Origin of the sequence: Ancylomarina sp. 16SWW S1-10-2 (assembly GCF_009669305.1) — a bacterium.
Taxonomy (GTDB): Bacteria; Bacteroidota; Bacteroidia; order Bacteroidales; family Marinifilaceae; genus Ancylomarina.
Window position 1 is genome coordinate 19,513 of the sequence record NZ_SADB01000009.1, and the last position, 21,225, is coordinate 40,737.

Annotated in this window: 11 protein-coding genes and 1 pseudogene; 7 read left to right on the forward strand and 5 right to left on the reverse strand. The window is 33.2% G+C overall.

The window, feature by feature from the left end; translation table 11 throughout:
- Nucleotides 1–336: 336 nt before the first annotated feature.
- The 4 genes and pseudogenes from aqpZ to EMN46_RS19935 all read right to left on the reverse strand — a co-directional run.
- The gene (gene aqpZ / locus EMN46_RS08940; protein WP_154200464.1) at nucleotides 337–1,023 is read right to left on the reverse strand and encodes an aquaporin Z; all 687 of its coding nucleotides are present in this window, start codon (nucleotides 1,021–1,023) and stop codon (nucleotides 337–339) included.
- A 59-nt stretch (nucleotides 1,024–1,082) separates the two neighbouring features.
- Nucleotides 1,083–3,479 (reverse strand): TonB-dependent receptor, encoded by a 2,397-nt coding sequence (locus EMN46_RS08945; RefSeq protein WP_154200465.1) that lies wholly within the window; start codon nucleotides 3,477–3,479, stop codon nucleotides 1,083–1,085.
- A gap of 522 nt (nucleotides 3,480–4,001) precedes the next feature.
- On the reverse strand, nucleotides 4,002–5,666 hold the full coding sequence (locus tag EMN46_RS08950) for a sodium:alanine symporter family protein (RefSeq protein ID WP_154200466.1): 1,665 nt from the start codon (nucleotides 5,664–5,666) through the stop codon (nucleotides 4,002–4,004).
- 354 nt (nucleotides 5,667–6,020) lie between these two features.
- A pseudogene (locus EMN46_RS19935) lies at nucleotides 6,021–6,187 on the reverse strand (ISAs1 family transposase); the annotation flags it as partial.
- 667 nt (nucleotides 6,188–6,854) lie between these two features.
- Between EMN46_RS19935 and EMN46_RS19940 the strand changes: the two are divergent.
- Entirely contained in the window at nucleotides 6,855–9,353 is a 2,499-nt protein-coding gene (locus EMN46_RS19940) for an endonuclease MutS2 (protein WP_368667512.1), read from the forward strand.
- 280 nt (nucleotides 9,354–9,633) lie between these two features.
- On the opposite strand, the gene EMN46_RS08960 is transcribed toward EMN46_RS19940, so the two are convergent.
- A complete protein-coding gene (locus EMN46_RS08960) occupies nucleotides 9,634–10,812 on the reverse strand; it encodes a nucleoside recognition domain-containing protein (protein WP_154200467.1) in 1,179 nt (392 codons plus the stop codon).
- 363 nt (nucleotides 10,813–11,175) lie between these two features.
- Here EMN46_RS08960 and recQ point away from each other — a divergent pair, with 363 nt between their 5' ends.
- The 6 genes from recQ (at nucleotide 11,176) to EMN46_RS08990 (ending at nucleotide 20,978) form a co-directional block, all read left to right on the forward strand.
- Nucleotides 11,176–13,293, forward strand: a complete 2,118-nt coding sequence (gene recQ, locus EMN46_RS08965) for a DNA helicase RecQ (protein ID WP_154200468.1) — start codon at nucleotides 11,176–11,178, stop codon at nucleotides 13,291–13,293.
- Between the two features lie 111 nt (nucleotides 13,294–13,404).
- Nucleotides 13,405–14,169, forward strand: a complete 765-nt coding sequence (locus EMN46_RS08970; protein ID WP_195715229.1) for a LytTR family DNA-binding domain-containing protein — start codon at nucleotides 13,405–13,407, stop codon at nucleotides 14,167–14,169.
- A gap of 464 nt (nucleotides 14,170–14,633) precedes the next feature.
- Complete coding sequence (locus tag EMN46_RS08975; protein ID WP_154200470.1) at nucleotides 14,634–16,346, forward strand: hypothetical protein; 1,713 nt, start codon at nucleotides 14,634–14,636, stop codon at nucleotides 16,344–16,346.
- Between the two features lie 64 nt (nucleotides 16,347–16,410).
- Entirely contained in the window at nucleotides 16,411–17,265 is an 855-nt protein-coding gene (locus EMN46_RS08980; protein WP_154200471.1) for a BT1926 family outer membrane beta-barrel protein, read from the forward strand.
- Nucleotides 17,266–17,392: 127 nt separating this feature from the next.
- Complete coding sequence (locus EMN46_RS08985) at nucleotides 17,393–18,154, forward strand: LytTR family DNA-binding domain-containing protein (RefSeq protein WP_154200472.1); 762 nt, start codon at nucleotides 17,393–17,395, stop codon at nucleotides 18,152–18,154.
- 274 nt (nucleotides 18,155–18,428) lie between these two features.
- Nucleotides 18,429–20,978, forward strand: a complete 2,550-nt coding sequence (locus EMN46_RS08990) for a hypothetical protein (RefSeq protein ID WP_154200473.1) — start codon at nucleotides 18,429–18,431, stop codon at nucleotides 20,976–20,978.
- Nucleotides 20,979–21,225 lie beyond the last annotated feature (247 nt).

Genomic DNA, 21,225 nt, shown 5'->3' on the forward strand with positions numbered 1-21,225 from the left:
TAGCTGCCTTTGGCAGCTATTTTTTTTTGAATTATTGTATAATACACGCGCTTATTTCAAATATATGCTTTGTAACACCCTATTATTGGGAGTTGAATGACATATTTAAAAAATAAATTAAACTGTTTGGTAGTTTGTAAATTTTTCATATCTTTGCACACCGATTCAGGAGCGTAGTTAGTGGTTAGTTAACGCAATGATTGAATTGAATGTTTCAATATAATTATATAAGGATTTAGGGTTAAATTCATATTGAAAATTAATTTTGGGTTAGAAGAAAAAGGCAGGTGGGGACCTGCCTTTTTCATTTTTAAGCGATTTTAGTTTAAGCGCTTATTATTCTGTTTCTGGAGACATATATTTATACACCACACCTGCAATAAGAGCACCTACTATTGGAGCCAACCAAAATAGCCATAACTGATCAATTGCCCAATCTCCTACAAAAATAGCTTGACTTGTACTACGTGCTGGATTTACTGATGTATTTGTAACGGGAATACTGATTAAGTGAATCAATGTTAAAGATAATCCTATAGCTAAGCCAGCTAAATATTTTGGAGCCTTGGAATGTGTTGCTCCTAGTATTACGATTAGAAACATAAAGGTCATCACTATTTCGCATATTAATGCAGAGAGCATGCTGTAACCTCCATGTGAGTGTTCGGCATAACCATTGGCAGCGAAACCACCTAATTCAAATCCAGGTTTGCCTGAGGCAATTAAATAAAGAATACCTGCACCTGCTATACCTCCCAATACCTGAGCAATAATATAGGGCAATAGTTCTTTTTTGTCGAAGCGACCACCAGCCCATAAGCCAATAGAAACAGCAGGGTTAAGATGACAGCCAGATATATGACCAATCGCATAGGCCATAGTTACAACGGTTAAACCAAATGCAAGGGCTACGCCTACAAAGCCAATTCCTAATTCAGGATAAGCAGCTGCTAATACTGCACTTCCACATCCTCCGAGAACGAGCCAAAGTGTTCCGATAAATTCTGCAATTAATTTTTTCATAGTTTATTCATATTAAGATTAATAATTAAAATAGTGATTTTTATAAATGTCAGCTTTACTTAGAATTCTATCATTAAACCAATCGATGGTAGAATAGTTCCTGCTTCATAGTCAATTTCGTAGGTGTAGTATTTGTTAGAATCATTAGGGCCTTCTATTAAATTTCCATTATTGTCACGAAGAATGTCAAGATAATGTCTCGTGTCAGCTTTAAAATTATAGATGTTTTGAATATCAACATAGGCATTTAGGGACCACTTTTTGAAGAACCATTTTTTATCGATTCTAATATCTAGGGAATGAAATGTAGAGTTGCGTTTCTCATTTAAACGATCCCAGTCTGGTATGCCTTGATTGGTGATATCCCAGATCTCTTTTTGAGCTGATAGTTCAACATTATAAGGTGTATAAGGAGCTGGTTCCAGTAATCTGAATTTCATCCCAACTTCCCAATTGCGCGCTAGCTTCTTGCCTGCGGTAATATTTAAAATATGTCTATTGTCCCACGATGAAGGACGATATAATCCATGTTTATCCTTAAACTCACTTCGAACCCATGTGTATGAAATAAGACCATAAATAGAAGAGCTTAACTTTTGCTGTAAAAGAATCTCTATGCCATATGCACGACCTTCGGATGTTGATTCTGCAGCCTCGTTACCAATAACTCCAAAATCGCCTCCTAAATTGGCCATAGATATACTATCGGTTAAAAGAAAAGGATAGTTATTGTATTTTTTGTAAAAGCCTTCGATACTTATTTTTGAATAGGGTGTTGGGTTGAAATCTATACCACCTACCAAATGATCTACTTGAATGTAGGTTGTTTTTTTATTCGCTAAATTATTTTCGTTATCGCGAAAGCCCATAACAGTAAAAGCCGGTAGTTGGAAATAACGTCCCACATTAAAATTGAGGTTTAATTTAGGATTAATGGCGTAAGAAGCAGAAAGACGAGGTGAAAATTGCTCCAATGGCTTATTCATAGTACTTGAGTAATCAGAAAAATCGTTGCGAAAGCCAAAGGATAAACTTAGTTTATCATCTAGAACTTTTCGGCTAATTTGAGTGAATAGGGCATATTTAGCAAAATTGATTTTTGAATCGAATTCTACAATCGTAGACTCTCCATTTTGTTCTTTTTTATTAAAAGTCGAGTTGGTGTAAGTTACAAAATCAATTGAGCCACCTATATTCCATTTCCAACCCTTTAGCCTTTTTGTACTCTCAAATTTTAGTCTAGTCTCAATCTCTTCTGATTTATAATTTAGAAGTAATAAATCAGCTCGTTCAATATTGCCTTTATATTTTGTGGCCTCATTATTTAAATGGCTTCGACTTATGATGAGGCTTTGGTAGCTATTTTTTGAGTAATGTAGCCATTTTGCTCCAACTGTATAATTCCACTGGGTATTTACAGGTAGGTTGGCAACGATATATCGATTCTGGATATCTCTCGATGATTCGGGCGTGCCTTTATTTACTGATGTGTTCAGTTCAATATCGTCAATTGCTCCAAGTCCTAGCAAGGTGATTTCGTTTTTGGAATCAAGCTTAATGCTTTGCTTGAATTGCATATCGTTATAGGTTGGTAAAAAAGGAAGATCAAGTACCTTAAACAGAAACTGTAAGTAAGAACGTCGAACAGAGAGTATGAATGTTGATTTTTTACCCAATGGGCCTTCTAGGCTTAAACCAAAGTCACTCGATCCTACAGTTAAAGTTCCCGATAGTTTTTCGTCATTTCCTTTACGTTGTTTAAAATCGAGAATAGAACTTAAGGCATTCCCTTTATTTGCAGGAAAGGCTCCCGCATAAAAATCAACTTCTCTTATAAAGTTGACATTTATCATGCCTACTGGTCCGCCTGATGCGCCTTGTGTGGCAAAATGATTGATGTTGGTTACCTCAATGCCATCTAAATAAAATCTATTTTCGTTGGGACTTCCACCTCTTACTATAATGTCGTTACGAAAGGAAAGTGAGGAAGCAACTCCGGGAAAAACTTGTATTACTTTGGAGATATCTCGATTGCCTCCAGGATGACGAAAGATCTCAGTTGCATTAATGGTGCGCATACTTAAAGGACTTTCTTCTGTTTTATTGAAAGCAGGAGCTGTAACAAGAACTTCGGAAAGTTTTTGGTTCGATTCAAGAAGAGGGATGTTAAGCGTATTGGGTTTAGATGGACTGACAATAATTTCGTAAAAGTAATGGGTTTCGAATCCTATACTGCTACAAACTAAATTATAGCTTCCAGGTTTAAGTTTTTCAAAACGGTAGTTTCCATTTATATCAGCAGTTGTTCCTAATGTACTGTTGGCAATTGCAATATTAGCAAAAGGAATGGGTTCGTTGTTTATTTGATTGTATACGCGTCCTTTAATAACACTCGTCTGAGCCCAAGTAGTGCTTGTTGTAAACAGAATTATAAATAGAGAAAATAAAAATCTCATATTATCCGCTAGGGTTTAAGTTGATTTGTAAATAGATGCGTCTGTCTAATTTACGATTTAATGTTGGTACGATAAAAAAAATCTAACGAAGAATATAGTTAGAGATGTTTGTAGGCTAATTACTTATACAAATTAACAGTGCCATCAATCATTAAGTCTTATCAATAACCTGTTATAAATTTAATCTACCAATAAACAGTTTCTTCAATCATGATAATATCATTTATTTGACCTTATTCTGTGTGGTTAAAGTCCAATTGTCTTTTTCGGAATGAGAGTTGGGAAAATAAGATTGAAAATAATTTAGTTAGTGAATCCTTTTATCACGTATTCCTTTAATTTTTAATCCCATTAAATGGTTTAAAACAGAGGTAAATGAGTCTCAGAAAATTCGAGGTGTTTTTATTGATGGAAGTTGAGTTTGTTTTTTTGAAGATGTACTTGATGATAATAAAAAAAAACTGTACTTCTAACTCTAAACGAGTCTGAAGTGCAGCTTTTTTCTAAATGTTATATTTAAACTTAATCGTTAGGATGTTCTGATTTGAACTTAGACCAATAGCTATTCATTTCACCTTTCATATCTTTTCTAAGCATTAGAATACCAATAAGATTGGGGAAAGTCATCATCGCAATGGTTATACCAGATAATGTCCAAATGATAGTTGTGTCAGCAAAGGCTGCAACAAAAAATCCTATACAATAGATAATTCTATAAGGTAATACACCTTTTGCACCAAATAAATAAGTAACTGATCGACCACCGTAGTATGCCCAAGCAATAGAGGTTGAGAAAGCAAATAGTAATAGACCAATTGAAACGATCCAACGACCAGCTTCTCCAAAATAACTTCTAGTAAACGCTTCAGCAGTTAATGGAGCCGAATGAATTAGAGAGTTTCCTTTAAAGTGTACGTCATCGTTTGTGTAATTTCCGTTAACAACATTAACAGTTCCTGTCAATAAAGAATCTAGTTCATTATAAACTAAAACTTGCTCAGCAACAGAACGGTCATTAATAACAGTCAGTGAATTTTGAATTTGTCCATTTACAACTTGTAGGTCTCCATTAAAACGAGGAAGTTCCTTTTCATGAGCTAAGAATTTATATAGTTTGTCTTGATCAGCCTTAACAGTATCATCATAAACATCAGCCATAATAGTCATATCTGTAGCTTGAAATTGATTATGAATTTTTTCTTTCCAAACACCTGACGAAAGAATAACTAAACCTGTAAGAGTACATATAATTACAGTATCAATAAAAGGTTCCAAAATGGCAACCATACCTTCAGAAACTGGTTCGTCTGTACGAGCAGCAGCATGGGCAATAGGAGCAGAACCTTGACCAGCTTCGTTACTAAATAGGCCTCGGTTTACACCACGATTAAAAGCATAGGCAAAACTAGCACCTAAGAAACCTCCAGCAGCAGCAGTACCTGTAAATACAGTAGAGAATATTGAAGCAAAAGCAGGACCAATATTTTCGATATTATAGAAGATAACAGCAAGTGCACCTATAAAATAGACAACAGCCATAGTAGGTACTAATTTTTCAGTTACCTGTGCAATACGTTTAATACCACCTAAAATAACTACACCAAGTAAGATAGCAAGCACGGCTCCGGTTAATACTTTGTCAATTCCAAAAGTTGAAAATAATGAATTCGAAATTGAATTAATTTGTGGAAAACTACCTTGTCCAAAAGAAGAAATAATTGTCATGGCAGCAAAAAATCCAGCTAACCAAGGCATTTTCAGTCTGTTCTTCATGTAATACATCGGTCCTCCAGAGATAAAACCTTTTTCATCGACCTCACGGTATTTGTGAGATAAAGAAACCTCAACAAATTTGGTTGTCATACCAATAACTGCAGTTACTATCATCCAGAATAATGCGGCAGGACCACCAAGATAAATAGCGAAAGCTACACCAGCAATATTACCTGTTCCAATTGTTCCCGAAAGGGCTGTGGTTAAAGCTTGAAAGTGAGAAGTATCTCCTTTGTGGTGACTTTTGTCGTATTTACCCGAGACGACTTTGAGGGCGTGTTTAAAAAATCGTATTTGTGGAAATTTAAGATATATGGTAAAGAATATACCTGTTCCAAGTAATAAAAATATAAACCACTGGCTCCCTCCAATGTACTGTTCTAATCCCTGTAAGAAGATGTTTACGTTGTGCATAAAAAAAATTATCTGTTAATTAATACTGTGTTTTATTATTCATTCTAACTGTCTAAAGTTAAAATTATTATTATGCGAGAGTGCCCAAACACGCCTATTTATGCATTAGTTTTAGAACATGTTAATTTATTTTTTTTGGCATTTTTTTTTCTAAAAAAAAATCCTAATTTAACATCGACTTTTATCTAGTGCTTTTTTATTTAGATTTGAAAAGTGCAGTGGAGGTAATATAGAAACTTGTTTTATTTACTTGTTTCTATTCACCATGATCATAATTAAGATTTTTGTCGCAATCCTTTGCGGAAAAATTCAAAAACGATTTTGAATATCCTCTTTGAGTTTTCTCTGTTTTTCCTTAACAGCAAGAATATAATTTGCTTTCTTTTTTACAGTTTTCTTTGCGATGTTTTTCTGAAGTTTCATTAGGGTAATTATATAGTCTTCGATTATTAAGTAATTGTTTGTATCTCATTAGATTTTTCTTCTGTTTTAACTTGTCCAAGAATAAGTTTATTTTGAGCGACAGATGCTTTCACAATATGAGTGTTGTTTTGCAGCCTTTATTTCTTGATTCTCTTATTGTTTTTCCATCGATATTTACATTTTCGTTATACCTTATATACTAACATTATCGACGAAAGGAGACAGTTTTGAATTCATTTGCATCTAGGAAGAAGAAAACGATTAAAGGTTCCCTGTGTTGGTATCCTCATAGGGTATAATAGAATTCGATTGAGCCATCTTCTTTATTTCACTGTATTCTTGTATATCTATTCATGCTTTACCTCTATAATGAACTGATGGAATAGCAATAAATACGATATCATTAAAAATATGACGTCTTGTTCTATCAATTTAGGAATTTCCATTTTTGAAAAATAGGTTGACGATTTGTCTGTGAAACCATGTCTTATCTGTTTTATTAGAAAATGAATAGTCTAATTGGTCAATATTGGGAGTAGATTGTTATGCTGATATTATCGTGTTAATGAGGTTAAAGTGTTTGGATATGTTTGCTTTGTGGTATAAGCGCTTTAATTATATGGCTAAAACCTGAAAACTTTATGGATAGATAATGAATATATTTAGGATGAAATTTATAATTGGAATATTTAAAAGAGTCCTTTTGCCTCTTCGAGCTCTTTTGTTAATTTTGCAGAAGAAATAACTAAGATTGTAAAAACGCGCGTGATATATCCAGATAATTTTGAAACGAAAATACGGTTCGATAAGCTTAGAGAACTATTAAAGAAACAATGCTTAAGTCAACTGGGGAAAGATCTAGTTGATGGACTGAAATTTTCTGAATCTTTTAAGCGTGTTACTCGCCGGGTTAACGAAACCAACGAATTTAAAACGATTTGTCTTGAAGAGGATAATTTTCCTTTAGGACATTTTATTGATGTACGTGAAAGTTTAAAGAAGATTCGAATTGATGGTACTTATTTAGAACTTGAAGAACTGTTCGATTTAAAGCGTTCTTTAGAGTCTATTTCAGCTATTCTACGTTTTTTCAAGAATAAGGAAGAAGGCAGTTATCCTTATCTTATGAGGTTAACAGGAAATGTGAAAACATACCCTTATATCTTCGATAGAATAAATGCTATATTGACTAAGCATGGTCGAATGAAGGATAATGCATCGCAAGAACTATTGCAAGTCCGTAGTAGTTTAAATCAGAAACGATCATCTATTTCAAAGCGGATGCAATCTCTTTTGCGTGCTGCTCAAAAGGATGGGTGGGTTGATCATGATGTATCTCTTTCGGTTCGTGATGGACGAACAGTGATCCCTGTATCTTCGGCTTACAAACGTAAGGTGCAAGGTATTGTTCACGATGAGTCGGCAACAGGTAAAACGTCTTATATAGAGCCTGCTGAAATTGTAGAAACAAACAATGAAATTCGTGAGCTAGAATATGCAGAACGTCGTGAGATGATTAAGGTTTTACGTGAGTTTACGGAGCAGGTTCGTCCTTATGTTGATGATTTGTTTTTATCCTATGAATTTTTAGCACAAATAGATTTTATTAGAGCGAAAGCAAAATTTGCTATTCAAGTAAATGGTCTTTTGCCTCAAATAGTAAAAACCTCAAGCGTACTCTGGGAAAAAGCAGTGCATCCCTTACTTTATTTAACTTTGAAAGGTGAAGGTAGAGAAGCTGTTCCTTTAAATATAGAGATAAATGATAATCAGCGAATTGTCCTAATTTCGGGACCCAATGCTGGTGGTAAATCGGTTTGCTTGCAAACTATGGGTTTATTGCAATATATGTTCCAATGTGGTTTGTTGGTTCCGATGGGTGAAAAATCGAAGATGGGTATTTTCGATAATATTTTCATCGATATTGGTGATGAACAATCTATGGAGAATGATTTAAGTACCTATAGTTCTCACTTAATGAATATGAAGCATTTTTTGAAGTATTCAAATGCTGAAACATTGATGATGATTGACGAATTTGGTACGGGTACAGAGCCTGCTCTTGGTGGTGCTATTGCTGAATCTATTCTCGATAAATTGAACAGAAAGCAAGTTCGTGGCGTCATTACAACACACTATACTGGTCTTAAACATTATGCTTCGGAAGCTGATGGTATCGAAAATGGTGCTATGCTTTACGATTCTCATAAAATGCAACCACTGTTTCAACTAGAAGTAGGAAAACCCGGTTCGTCATTTGCTTTTGAGATTGCTCGTAAGATTGGCTTGCCCGAGGAAATTCTAAAATCGGCTACTGAAAAAATTGGTGGAGATCATATCAATTTTGATAAGCACTTGCGCGATATTGTTCGTGATAAACGCTATTGGGAAGGGAAACGTGATAAGATTCGTGTTAACGAAAAGAAATTAGCACAGTTGGTCGAACGTTACGAAGTTGATTTAAAGGAAACCTCTAGTTTGAGAAAAGAGATTATCTCTAAAGCTCAAGAGGAGGCAAAACAGCTTTTAAATCAGGCTAATAAATCGATAGAGAAAACGATTCGTGAGATTAAGGAAAGTAAAGCTGATAAAGAGAAAACACGACAGGTTCGTAAAGTATTTGAAGAACAAAAAATAGTGATTACTCAAGGCGATTTGCAAGAGGAAGCTCGCATTAATCGAAAAATACAAAAGTTAAAGGATAGAGAAAATAAAGCGAAGAAATTTAGAGGGAAAGAAACTGCTCCAGTAACAGTTAAAGCTGTTCCTCAAAATAAAAAGCAATTTGATCCTAGTATTATTGAAAAAGGAGATAGTGTAAAATTAGATTCTCAGCGTACCGTTGGCGAAGTGATTGAGGTTAATGAAAAGACAGCAGTGGTTGCTTTTGGAGCCATGTTAACGTCTGTAAAGGTGAATAGATTAACTAAGGTGAGTAAAACTCAAGCCAAAAAAGAAAGTAACACTTACAATCAGACTTCGGCTTTGGTTCAGGAGCGAATTTCTAAACGTAAGCTAACTTTCCGTCGTGATATTGATGTGAGAGGCTTGAGGGCAGAAGAAGCTCTTCAAATTGTGATGGATCATGTTGATGAGTCTATCATGTTAGATATCTCAGAGTTTAGAATTTTACATGGTACTGGGCATGGTATTTTACGAACCTTAATACGTGACTATTTGAAAACAGTTCAGCTGGTGCGTTCTTGTACTGATGAGAAAATTCAACAGGGAGGTTCAGGTATCACTGTCGTTCATATGGAATAATTAGATTAGAATATAATGATATTTAAGGCTTACTAAAATAAATTAGTAAGCCTTTCTTTTTTATTATTCACAGAATGACAAAATTTCCAGAAAAAGTAAGTCTGTTATCCCGATATTTATCGGGATTGAAAATTATGTAATTATGTGAATTTTATTTGATGAGCGTTAGACAGAAGAATTTTTTAATTTTGTTAAATATGTGAATTAATATATCTTAAATAGAAAAAGGCTTGCTGATATTGAATCAACAAGCCTTTGTATATCTATATTACTTAGTGTGCTATATGAATAGCATAATTAAGACGTAAAAGTAGTGAGCAAAACAACCTGCTACAATACCACCAATGGTGTGAGAAAATAGAGCTTTAGATGTTAATTCACGGTAATTTAAGGTATCAAGCATAGCCGTGTGAGTACTTAAGTATCCACTCCAACACATCCCCATTGCAGTAAATACAGCAATTACATTTCCATCAATAATTCCCTTGGCAATAAATGCTTTTACAAGAGATAAAGCAGCTCCTACAGCGCCTAAGGAGGTTACTGGGAATGCAATTAGTTCAGGGTTTTTGAAACCGAATAAACCTTCGAATAGCCACCAAATATGACCAGCTAAATCTGGCAGTAAGGTAACGCCTTCGTAAGCTAAACCTTGGTATCCAATAGTAGGATTTTTAGGACCGAATGTAAGCATCATTACCATGGTTGAGATAATTAATACACCTGGAATAATAGCTAATCCCAAATCAACACCAGACTTACCTCCATCAAGAATCGAATTTAGAAAACGAATGAAAACACTACCTTCTGATTTGAAAGATATTTTCTCCGTTGCGCCATTTAAGTCTTTGTTTTTGTGAGGCTTAATCACATTTTTAATTAAGCGTTGCATCAATCGAGTTGAAACAATAGCACCAACTAATGCTCCAGTAAAACCAATAAGAGCTGGAATAAATAAGTTTTCGTCATTACCTGGAATCTGAAGTGTCGACATAAAGGTCATCACAATTAGTCCCATTCCAAAAGCAGTTCCAAAATTGGTTAAGGAAACCAATTGATAATTTTTAAAATACTTACTAAAGTTTTTGTCGTTAGCTAAACTGATAATAGCTGGATTATCTGAAAGAAAAGTGAGGACTCCCGCTAATGCTCCCACACCCGGAAGGTTAAAAAGAGGTTTCATTAGTGGGGCTAGAATTTTTTCTAACAAGCGTACAACGCCAAATTCGATAAGTAATTTACCAAGCGCTCCAGATAAAACAGTAATTCCCATTATATAGAATACGGTGTTCATAAGAAGATCCCAGGCTGTGTTCATAATCGTATTTAGCATATTAGCTACTCCCATGGAGTGACTAACATAACCAAAAATGCCAAAAAACGTGATTAGAAACATAACTGCTTCATATCGCCGTTGTTTAAGGAAATTAGTCTCTTTAATGGACTTAATTGCGTTCATGTTTTGTCGTATTATTGCTTTGTTGTGTTGTTTGATTTCTCTTGTTAGAATTTGTGGCAAACATAGATTTTTACGACACTTCTAGTTATGATTTTTATCATGTATTTGTGAATATCATACGTTTTTAAGCAAATGATTTAAAACGTTTGCATTTTGTGTAGATTCTTTAAAATATTCTAATGTAGAATTGTGAGCAAATACTTAAATGTGAAGACTGATTTTTTATTTTGACTAAGGCTGTGTCTTTGTTGATAACTAAATCTGTAAATACTAGTATACCTTTAGACTTGACATTACTTTTGTTTTCTCAATTCTGACGATTGTAATAATTAGATGTATCCATTAAAAACTCTTCTTCGATAAATGAAATTGGCAAATCGCATATTAAAAAAATATTTTGGGTACGATAAATTTCGACCATTGCAGAGTGAAGTTATTCAATCAATTCTTGATGGTGATGATGCCTTAGTAATTATGCCAACAGGTGGAGGTAAATCACTCTGTTTTCAGATCCCTGCATTAATGATGGAAGGTGTTGCTATTGTCGTATCGCCTTTGATTGCTTTAATGAAAGATCAGGTTGAAGGTTTACAAGCCAATGGTGTTAATGCGGCCTTTTTAAATAGCTCTCAAACGGCTAATGTACAGAATGAGATTATTGAAGATATCCATAAAGGTAAGATTAAGTTACTTTATGTTTCTCCAGAGAAATTGGTGAGTGAAGAATTTTACTATTTATTATTACAGCTTAAGGTTAATCTTTTTGCAATTGATGAGGCACATTGTATTTCGGTATGGGGACATGATTTTCGTCCTGAATATTCGAAAATGGCTTATCTTAAAAAGCAATTTCCATTGGTGCCTATTGTTGCATTAACGGCTACGGCTGATAGTTTAACACAAAAAGATATCGTTAAACAATTAGGTTTAGATGAGCCAAAGCTATTTCTCTCGTCATTCGATCGTCCAAATTTAAGTTTAAATGTTGCTCCTGGTAAAGATAAATTTAAAAGTATATTAGGATTTATTCGTCAACGTCCACATCAATCGGGTATAATTTATTGTTTAAGTCGAAAATCTTGCGAAGGCTTGTCTGAGAAGTTAAGCAAAGCTGGTGTAAACGCGAGTTATTACCATGCAGGTTTGTCTCCAGAAGAAAGGGCCAAGCGTCAGGATGCTTTCATTAATGATGAAATACCAATTATTTGTGCAACTATTGCTTTTGGTATGGGAATCGATAAGTCGAATGTTCGTTGGGTAATTCATTATAATTTACCACGAAATATAGAGTCTTATTATCAAGAAATTGGTCGTGCTGGTCGTGATGGTTTAAAGGCTGATACGCTCTTGTTTTATAGTTTTGCAGATGTGATTGTTCATCGTAAATTTATTGAAAAATCAGCATTGAAAGATGTATCTAACGCAAAATTAGAGCGTATTCAGCAGTTTTGTGATGCGCAAATTTGCCGACGTAAAATTCTGCTTAGCTATTTTGGTGAGCATTTAGAAGAAGATTGTGGCAATTGTGATGTTTGTAAAAACCCACCTAAGCAATTTGATGGAACTTTAATCGCTCAAAAAGCACTTTCTGCAGTTGTAAGACTAAAGGAGCATGAATCTGTTGGTACTGTTATCGATGTTTTGCGAGGTTCATCTCGACAAGAGATTATTTCTAAAGGTTACAATAAGGTTAAAACCTATGGAGCTGGTAAAGATATATCACATCAGGATTGGCAACAATACATGCTTCAGCTTTTGAACCTTGGTTATATTTCTGTGGGATACGACGAAGGAAATGCACTTAAATTAGCCGAGCAAAGTAGGGAGGTTTTATTTAGTGGACGTAAAGTCAATTTGGTTCATTTGGCATCGATGAATTCAAAAGTGTTGAAAACGCCTGATAAGGCTAAACCTTCAAAACAAATTTATAGAGAAGATTTATTTGAAGCACTTCGTAAATTGAGGTTAAGAATATCTAGAACTTCGAGAATTGCACCATATTTGGTGTTTTCTGATGCGACTTTACATGAAATGGCTGAAGAAAAACCAACTAGTGAGTTCGAGATGAAAATGATTTCGGGCGTTGGAGAACGTAAGTACCAATTGTATGGGGAATTCTTTATAAATGAGATATTAGGGTTTGAGCAAAGTAAAAACCAGGAAGCTAAAAAAAGTAGTCAATCGTTTTATGAAACCTATGAGTTTTATAAACAAGGCTACTCGGTAGATGAAATTGCAAAAATTAGAAATATTAATCCTGTAACAATATATTCGCATTTAGCATCTTTATACGAAAAAGGAGCTGATATTGATATTTTATCCTTTTTGCATGTTAATGAATTAGAAAGTATTCAAAATGCAGTTAGTGAATCTGGTTCTTTAAATACCAAGGATTTGTATGTGTATATGAATGAGGAATTACCATATTATAAAATTCGACTTGCAACATCGTACCTAAAAGTGGCTACTGAACTTAAGTAAATTTTGGAAACTAGTTTATGGAAAATATTGTTTCTTAAATCATAAAATAGTTCTAGAAAAGACCTTTCTTCAAGGCTCTTTTTTATATATTTCGATTCTAAAAGTATGACTATGATAAAAACCATTATCGTTGACGATGAGATGAAAAGTCAATCTTCTTTGTTTAAACTGCTGGAAAGATTTTGCCCCGATGTTGAAGTTATTGGTTTCGCATGCAATGTTAAGACTGCCGTAGAACTTATTAATCAAGAAAATCCAGAGCTTGTTTTCCTTGATATATCAATGCCCGATGGTAATGGTTTTGATGTTTTAGAACAAGTTAATTCTCGTAACTTCGAAGTGATTTTCACAACTGCATATAATGAATATGCATTAAAAGCGATTCAGTTTTCTGCTTTACATTATCTACTTAAGCCAATTAATTATACCGAGCTTAAAGAGGCCGTATTCCGATTCCAAGATTCCAAGAAAGATGTTACTCTTGATGAAAAATTCAAGGTTTTATATGATAGTTTAAAAAACGAATATAAAAAGATAATTCTCCCAACTGCTAACGGTCTTAGAATGGTTGAATTGAGTGATATTGTGCGATGTGAAGCAAATGGATCTTATACTGATTTTTTTCTTGATAAGAAAGAAGATTTAATGGTCTCAAAACCTCTATCTAATTTTATGGATATACTTCCCGAGCATTTATTTTGCAGAGTACATAATAAGCACTTGGTTAATTTAAATTTCGTAGAGCAATATATTAAGGGGCGAGGTGGTCGAATTATATTGAAGGATGGAAAGGAAATTGAAGTCTCAGAGGGAAAGAAAAAGGATTTTATTGAAAGCTTAAAAAAGTTTGCACATTCTTTACCTGATAAGAAATAATTTTTTTCGAATTAGAAAATTACTCATACCACATACAATAACATACAAGCCTGCACTTTAAAGTTATCAAAATATTACATTCTACACGTGTTTGTATATATGTATTAATATATGTGTATTGGTGTTTTTGTGTGTATTTTGTTTAGTATTATCATGTTGGTTGTTGTGTTGTTATGTTTATGATTTTTTGTTTTGATGAGTGTTTGTGAGGTAGTTATGATTATAAGTGAAATTTAAATTGTGCTTGTGAATAATTTCTTAAGCCCCATTAATGTTGGTTTTTATAAGGTTTTTTTATGGTTTTTATTTTCTTTACGTAGATATGAGTTGAAACAACGCACTTATATATTTAAGCTAGTTATTTTGTAATTAAGTTAATAGTTTTGCCTGTATTAATTTTCACCCATGTAAGAGTGGGTATTTTAATAAGACATAATAAAATTTTTAACTTTAAATTTAATACGATGAAATTGAAATTTATTCCTGTAGCCTTAATGTTGGTGCTAGGTTTTAACGCCTGTGACACTTACGACGAATCTGATTCTGTTGCTGCTATGCGAAATGCTAGAGCAGAAGTTTTCCAATCTGAAGCGGCTCTTAACTTAGCACTAGCGACAGTTGAAGAGGCTAACGCTGCCTATAGAAATGCTGAAGCGGCTATTAAAACTTTTGAAGCTGCCCTTAAGGAAGCTCAAGTTAAGGCAGCAGTACTTGCTAATGCAAAAACTGAAGCTATGGATGCAATGGATATTGCAGAAGCGCAAGCAGCTAGTGATAATGCTATTCTTGAATTGGCGAATGAAAAAGTTGGTTTATCTAATGCATTAATGGTGCTTGAAAATGCCAAAATTGCTTTGGATGGACAAAAATTAACAGCTGAATATGAATTTTCTGTTCTTGCTCAAGGTTTAATTACTAAGGCAAATGATGATTTAAATAAAGCTTATGGTCTATACACAGCAGCTTATGGCGATTGGAATACTGCAACAAACAACTTGTTAAATGCAAATAACGATTTGATTTACAGCAAATTCACTTTAGCTAGCTTGATGTATGACTTTGACAATATGGATGTTAAAGGTGATAAAGAAGCAGATATTGCTCTTTTAAATACAACTAAAGCAGAGCTTGCTGCTAGTTTGGCTGTTGTAAGCAACTTAAAAGAAACTAACGATTGGGATGCTTTTATTACTGCAAAAGAAGCTTTAGAAGCTGAAAAATTGGCTGCTGAAACAATTAAAACTAATAAGTCTGATGCTGATGTAGCTGCTGCTATGATTGCTAAAGATGCTGCTGATGACGCTGTTGAAGTAGCTGAAGCTGCTGTTACTGATGCAAATGATGCTAAAGATGCTGCCGATCAAGTTGCTACCGATGCATATTCTGATATTACGACTTGGGTAGGAGAAAATGCTGGTGCGGCTTCTAACGAAGAAAAAGGTATTTATTTGACAGTTGCAGCTAGACAAAATGGTTTTGATGCTGCTAAAGCTGAAACATCAACGGCTAAAGATGTTATGGATGCTAAGCAAGATGAACTTGACGCTGATGATCTAACTACATATGAGACTGAATTATTAGAAGAAGAGTTAGTTGCTTTAACAGAAGAGTATAATGCTAAAAAAGCAATCTCTGATGCTTTTGTAGCTACTTTTGATGCTGATGTAGCTTCTTTAAATGCTGCATATACTGCTGCTCTTGCTGGTGTTGATGCTGCTCAAGATGCTGTTGATGCTGCTCAAGATGCTAAAGATGCTGCTGATCTAGTTGCTTCTGATGCTGAAACTGCTCTTACAGATGCTCAGAAAGTTGAAACTGATGCTATTGCTGTAATGACTAAAGAAATTACTCGTTTGGGTGCTTTAGAATTTATTTACAAGACTTCTACTGATGATACAGAAGTAGCGATTCTTTCAGCTATGACTGATAACATTGATGCTGCAATTAAAGACATAGAAGATGATATCAAAACTAACGAAGAAGCAATCTATGCTCAAGAGAAAACTCTTGCTGAAATTGTAGCTGGAAACTATTCTCAAGCTAACGCTGTTAGAGATCAAGAAGTAGTTATAGCTGAAGCAGAAGCTAACATAGAAAGACTTACATTACTTGTTGCTGAAGCTAAAGCTGATTTAGATGCTAGACAAGCTGAATACAATGCTTTATTAGAAGACTAGGGATAAAGAAAGTCTCCTCGTATGAGGAGACTTACTTTGGAATTCAAATTTAAAAACAAAGATTATGTATAGAAAAATTATTTCTTTGATTTCCCTGTCACTTCTAGTAAGTTCTGTTGCTTTTTCGCAAGATACATCTGAAGATACCAATTCATATATACCTAAAAAAGGAAGTTTTACAGTTTCTGCAGTATTGGGTAGCAATGATGTATCATCAATAGATCCAAGTGTATTAGACTATGGTAACGGAACCGTTGGTACTGTTTCTAGATTGGGTTATGAAGGGAGCTTCTCAACAGAAGAACCATCTTCAATTACTAATTTAGCTGGTATTTCGTTAAACTATTTTTTAACCGATAAGATTTCTTTAAACTTATTTGGTTCTTATGGTTCTAAATCGAAAGATGGAGCAGATGCTTATGAAGGAATTTCAGCTGCGCTGGATTCAGATGGTAACGAAATTTTAGGTTCTGAAATTCCTGCAATTGAGGGAAGTCCAGAAACAAAGAATTATAAAATTAATATTTCTGCTGGTGCAGATTATCATTTTGATTTTACTAAAGATCAAAGTTTTCTTAAAAATGTTGATTTGTATGGAGGTGCTCGTTTTAATTTTCAATACGAACGTTTAGAGAGTACTCAAACAACTTGGTTAGCTGATAATAATGAGGATTTAGTTATTGGGTCTGATGGAACAGCTACTGCTACAGCCGTAGGTTTTGGAGGAGCAATAGTTGGTGGAGCTAATTATTATTTTACAAGAAACTTTTTCCTAGGAATTGAAGCTAACATTTTTAATTATATGTATCAGCATACTGAGACTGTTATAGTACCAGGAACTCAGGGTGCAGATGAAAATACTACTTTTATAAATGGACTATCTTTTCCACGTTTAAAAATTGGAATTAAGATTTTTTAGAACTTAAATTTATTTCTATTAAACAATAGTGTTTAGTATAGTGGTTTATTTTTTATAAAGTGCATATTTCGGTTCCATAATTTATTATGGAACCGTTTTTGTTTAAAATTTGAAAGACATAATTCTAATGGATAAAATAAGAGCTATTCTTGTAGATGATGAGGACCTAAGCATCTATCTACTGTCAAGCTTAATATCTAAGCATTGTCCAGAAATAAAAATAATTAAAACGGCCAATTCAGTAAGCTCAGCCATTGAACAAATAAATCTACTAAACCCAGATTTAGTTTTTTTAGATATAAATCTTAAGGACGGTACAGGTTTTAATGTTCTTGAGCAAACAAATAAAAATTCTTATGAAACAGTTTTGGTTACTGCTTATGATCAGTATGCAATTAAGGCAATAAATTGTTCGGTACTTAATTATCTACTTAAACCCATAGTAGTTGAGGAATTAATTGAGTGTGTTTCACGTTATCTATGTAAAAATAGAGTTCAAGATATGACCAATGTAGATGGCGTATTTGATTTAATAAAAAGAGATCGTAATCGTCTTATTTTACCTGACACTTATGGTTTTAAACTTGTAAATATTAATGATATTATTAGATGTGAGGCAGATGGTTGTTATACGCATTTATATATGAAAGATAACTCAGAAATAACTGTGTCTAAACCAATGTCAAATTTTGATGATATTTTACCTCACGATTCATTCTGTAGGGTCCATAATAAGCATATCGTTAATTTGAATTTTATGAAACAGTATGTAAACGGACGAACCGGTAAAATTGTTTTGGAAAATAATGACGAAATAGTCGTTGCGGAGAGAAAGAAAAAAATCTTTTTTGAACAGTTAAAACAATTAGCAGATCCCCTGCCTCATTAATCAAGAATATTTAAGAATTATTTACAATAGGTTAAGTGAGTTTGTTTATATATCGCTTGTTAATCATTGTTGTGTTAAATAGATTAGTGATTTGTTAAACCTAATGGTTTTTATGATGTTATAAGTGTTTAATCCTTTAGGATATTGTCATAAACGCACATAGAAACTCATATGACGTAAATATAAAACCAAAGGACGTAATTAGTAATTGGTGGTTGTTTATAGTATAAAGTAAGTATATTTTTATACTGCTATAACTAATAAAAGTTGCGCTATGCTTGAATATCTTAAAAAAGAAATCCTTAATAAGTTTGGCCAAGAATTATCTTACAACAAAGATTGTGAGGTTTTATCTGAGATTATTTGTGAATCTACAGGCGGAAGAATAAGTGCAACTACAATTCGTCGACTTTATGGCCTTCTTAAATCACCTTCAACTCCTTCTAAGTTTACCCTAAATTTATTAGCACAATATGTGGGCTTTAAATCATGGACTGATTTTGAATATAACTATGTAATTGAATCTAATGATTCAACAGCTAAACCAACCACCTGGGAAGCTTTTCAAAAAAGAGCTTACGAGTTAAGCAACGATGCTTACAATCTTATAAAAAGTCAGTCTGGGATTCCTTTTAACGCTGTAGTAAGTCGAAAAATTGGAGAGGAAAAAATAAGTGAATTTCTTGAATCAGATAAGATGGCACTTAGCTTTGTTGCACCAGGAGGTGCAGGAAAGTCAACCATGCTTGCAAAATGGTATGAGAGAATAAGACAAGATGTATCAAGTGAGGATGTTATTTTATTTTTTGATGCAAGTTTCATGATTAATTGTTTGAGCAGTGATTTTATGTTAGAACGCTGGCTTGAAGATCAATTAAATTCCAATTCAAAATCGGATATTAAATATTTTTTTGATAGACCTAATATTTGCAAAGGCAAGATCATTTTAATATTGGATGCCTTAGATGAGGTTAGTTATGATAATATAAAATTGGAACGTCTATTTTTGCAATTGAATCAATTCATTGCAAATCGAATGAAATCAAATCATATCAAGTTGATTGTAACAGCGAGGACAACGACTTGGGAGAAATTTGCAATTCCTTTTATTCAAAGAGAAAATGGTCTTTCAAATGCTTGGTATGATATAGATATTGATCTCGATCAAACTGATAAACGCAATTTTCCTCCATTAAATGATTTAGAGATTCAGTCTGTTTTTGATGAAACAGTTAATCATCAATACTTTTTTGAACTTAGGACCGAAGACTTGGATTATTATCAACGAAATACCATCTCAAATCCTTTTTTCTTGGAATTGTTTATCAAGACTTATGCTCCAAATAAATCGAGTGAATTAAATGATGGCTACAAGTTGATTGAAGAATTTTTAAAGAATAAGATATATTATTCTCGTTATTCAGAGGAGAAATTAGATATTCTAAAAGGGATTCTTAAAATTCAAAAGTATGGTAAAGCTTCACATTCTATTAAGAAAGTAGAATTGAAGGAGATGTTTCCTATCCATCTAAAAACAGCAGGGAACTATTATTCTGCCTACGAAGAAATGTTGAGCTATGGTTTAATATCCGAGTATGTTTCTGTTAATGAGTTTAATAGTTATTGTAAGTTTGTGAAAATATACAATGAGCAAATTTTTGAAGTTTTAGTAGTTAAGGAATTACTTGAAAAAAATCAGGGAATTGATTTTGCTTTATTCAAGAAAATTGAGTTGGATTATCAAGATTCAGAATTGAAGAATAGATTAATTGCTCAGTTGTTTAATATTGCTGTTGGTACTGAAAATTTTGAAGCAGTTTCTAAATTTTTCGAACTTAACGAGGATACTTTAACTAGTTGTGTTGTAACTGATATGTTAACTATTGTTATCTCCAATATGGATGATAAACATATCGATTTAATTAAAACATATGCTACAGGTACTCGTTCAGTTGAATTTATGTTTGCTTTAACAGGTAATCTTAATCGTCTTAGTGGTGATTTTGCAAAAGTTGTTGAGTTTATATCAGAAACGAACGAAAATCAATCAATTAAAATAAAATCATTAAGTATGCTGCTTATGACTTCTTTAATGTCATTGGAGCAGAAACTTGCTGATAAATATTATACCTTATTAAATAAATTAGAACCAGATTCAAGCTGTTCAGCTTATTCAATTGCTTTGCGATTCACTAGTATCTTGTTTTATAATCATATTACAGGAAAAAGTAATGAATTAGAATTATTTCGCATATTCTATTATCGTCAAATGGCATATTCGCAAATTGTAGGTAAGAATGAGAGTTGGAGTGGAGAGTTCGAGGTTCTTGTATGTAATGTTTTATTCTACATAAAAGCCTATCATAAGGTTATTCAGTTAATTGAAGATGCCGAATTATTCTATGATCAATTGGCAGTAAAAACATATTTTTCAAATCATAAGTTGTTGAGAGCATATAAATTGATAGCTCAGAATAAATTAGGTTTGAAATTATCGGAAAGTAATATTCAGGATTTAGAATTTTGCAATGACAGTTTAATGCGCTCGAAAGCATACCCATTGCAGGTGTTTTTTAAGAGTTTCTTATCTGAGACTTATTTTGACTCAGGTGATAGAGAATTACAAGAAAAACATATGAATAGAGCTTATGCAATTAGTGAATTTGCTCGATATGATTTTTGTAAGGTTGTATTATTGACAAAAATGGCAAGATATTATGGATCTTGGGATGAACTAACCAAAGAAAATTTATGTTTGAAAGAACGTGATGAAATATTGAAATTAAAAAATATAGAAGATCTAGCTAAGATTGTAGAAATTTAAAAAAGAAGTCTAATTAAGTGATTCTTTATAATAATGTAATATCCTGAGAGCTTAATTGGCTCTCAGGATGTTCTGTATTAGGGTGTTATCTTGTAAGTCGTTCGCTTTTTTTATTGATAATTAGTGCTGATTTGAGAAAATTATTTTTTGTCTTCTGAATTTAAGTCTTCACCAATTTTGGAACTAGGCAAATACTAGTTATATTTCTTTATTTTTGTTTCTAGATAGGAACTATTAATAGTAGAAT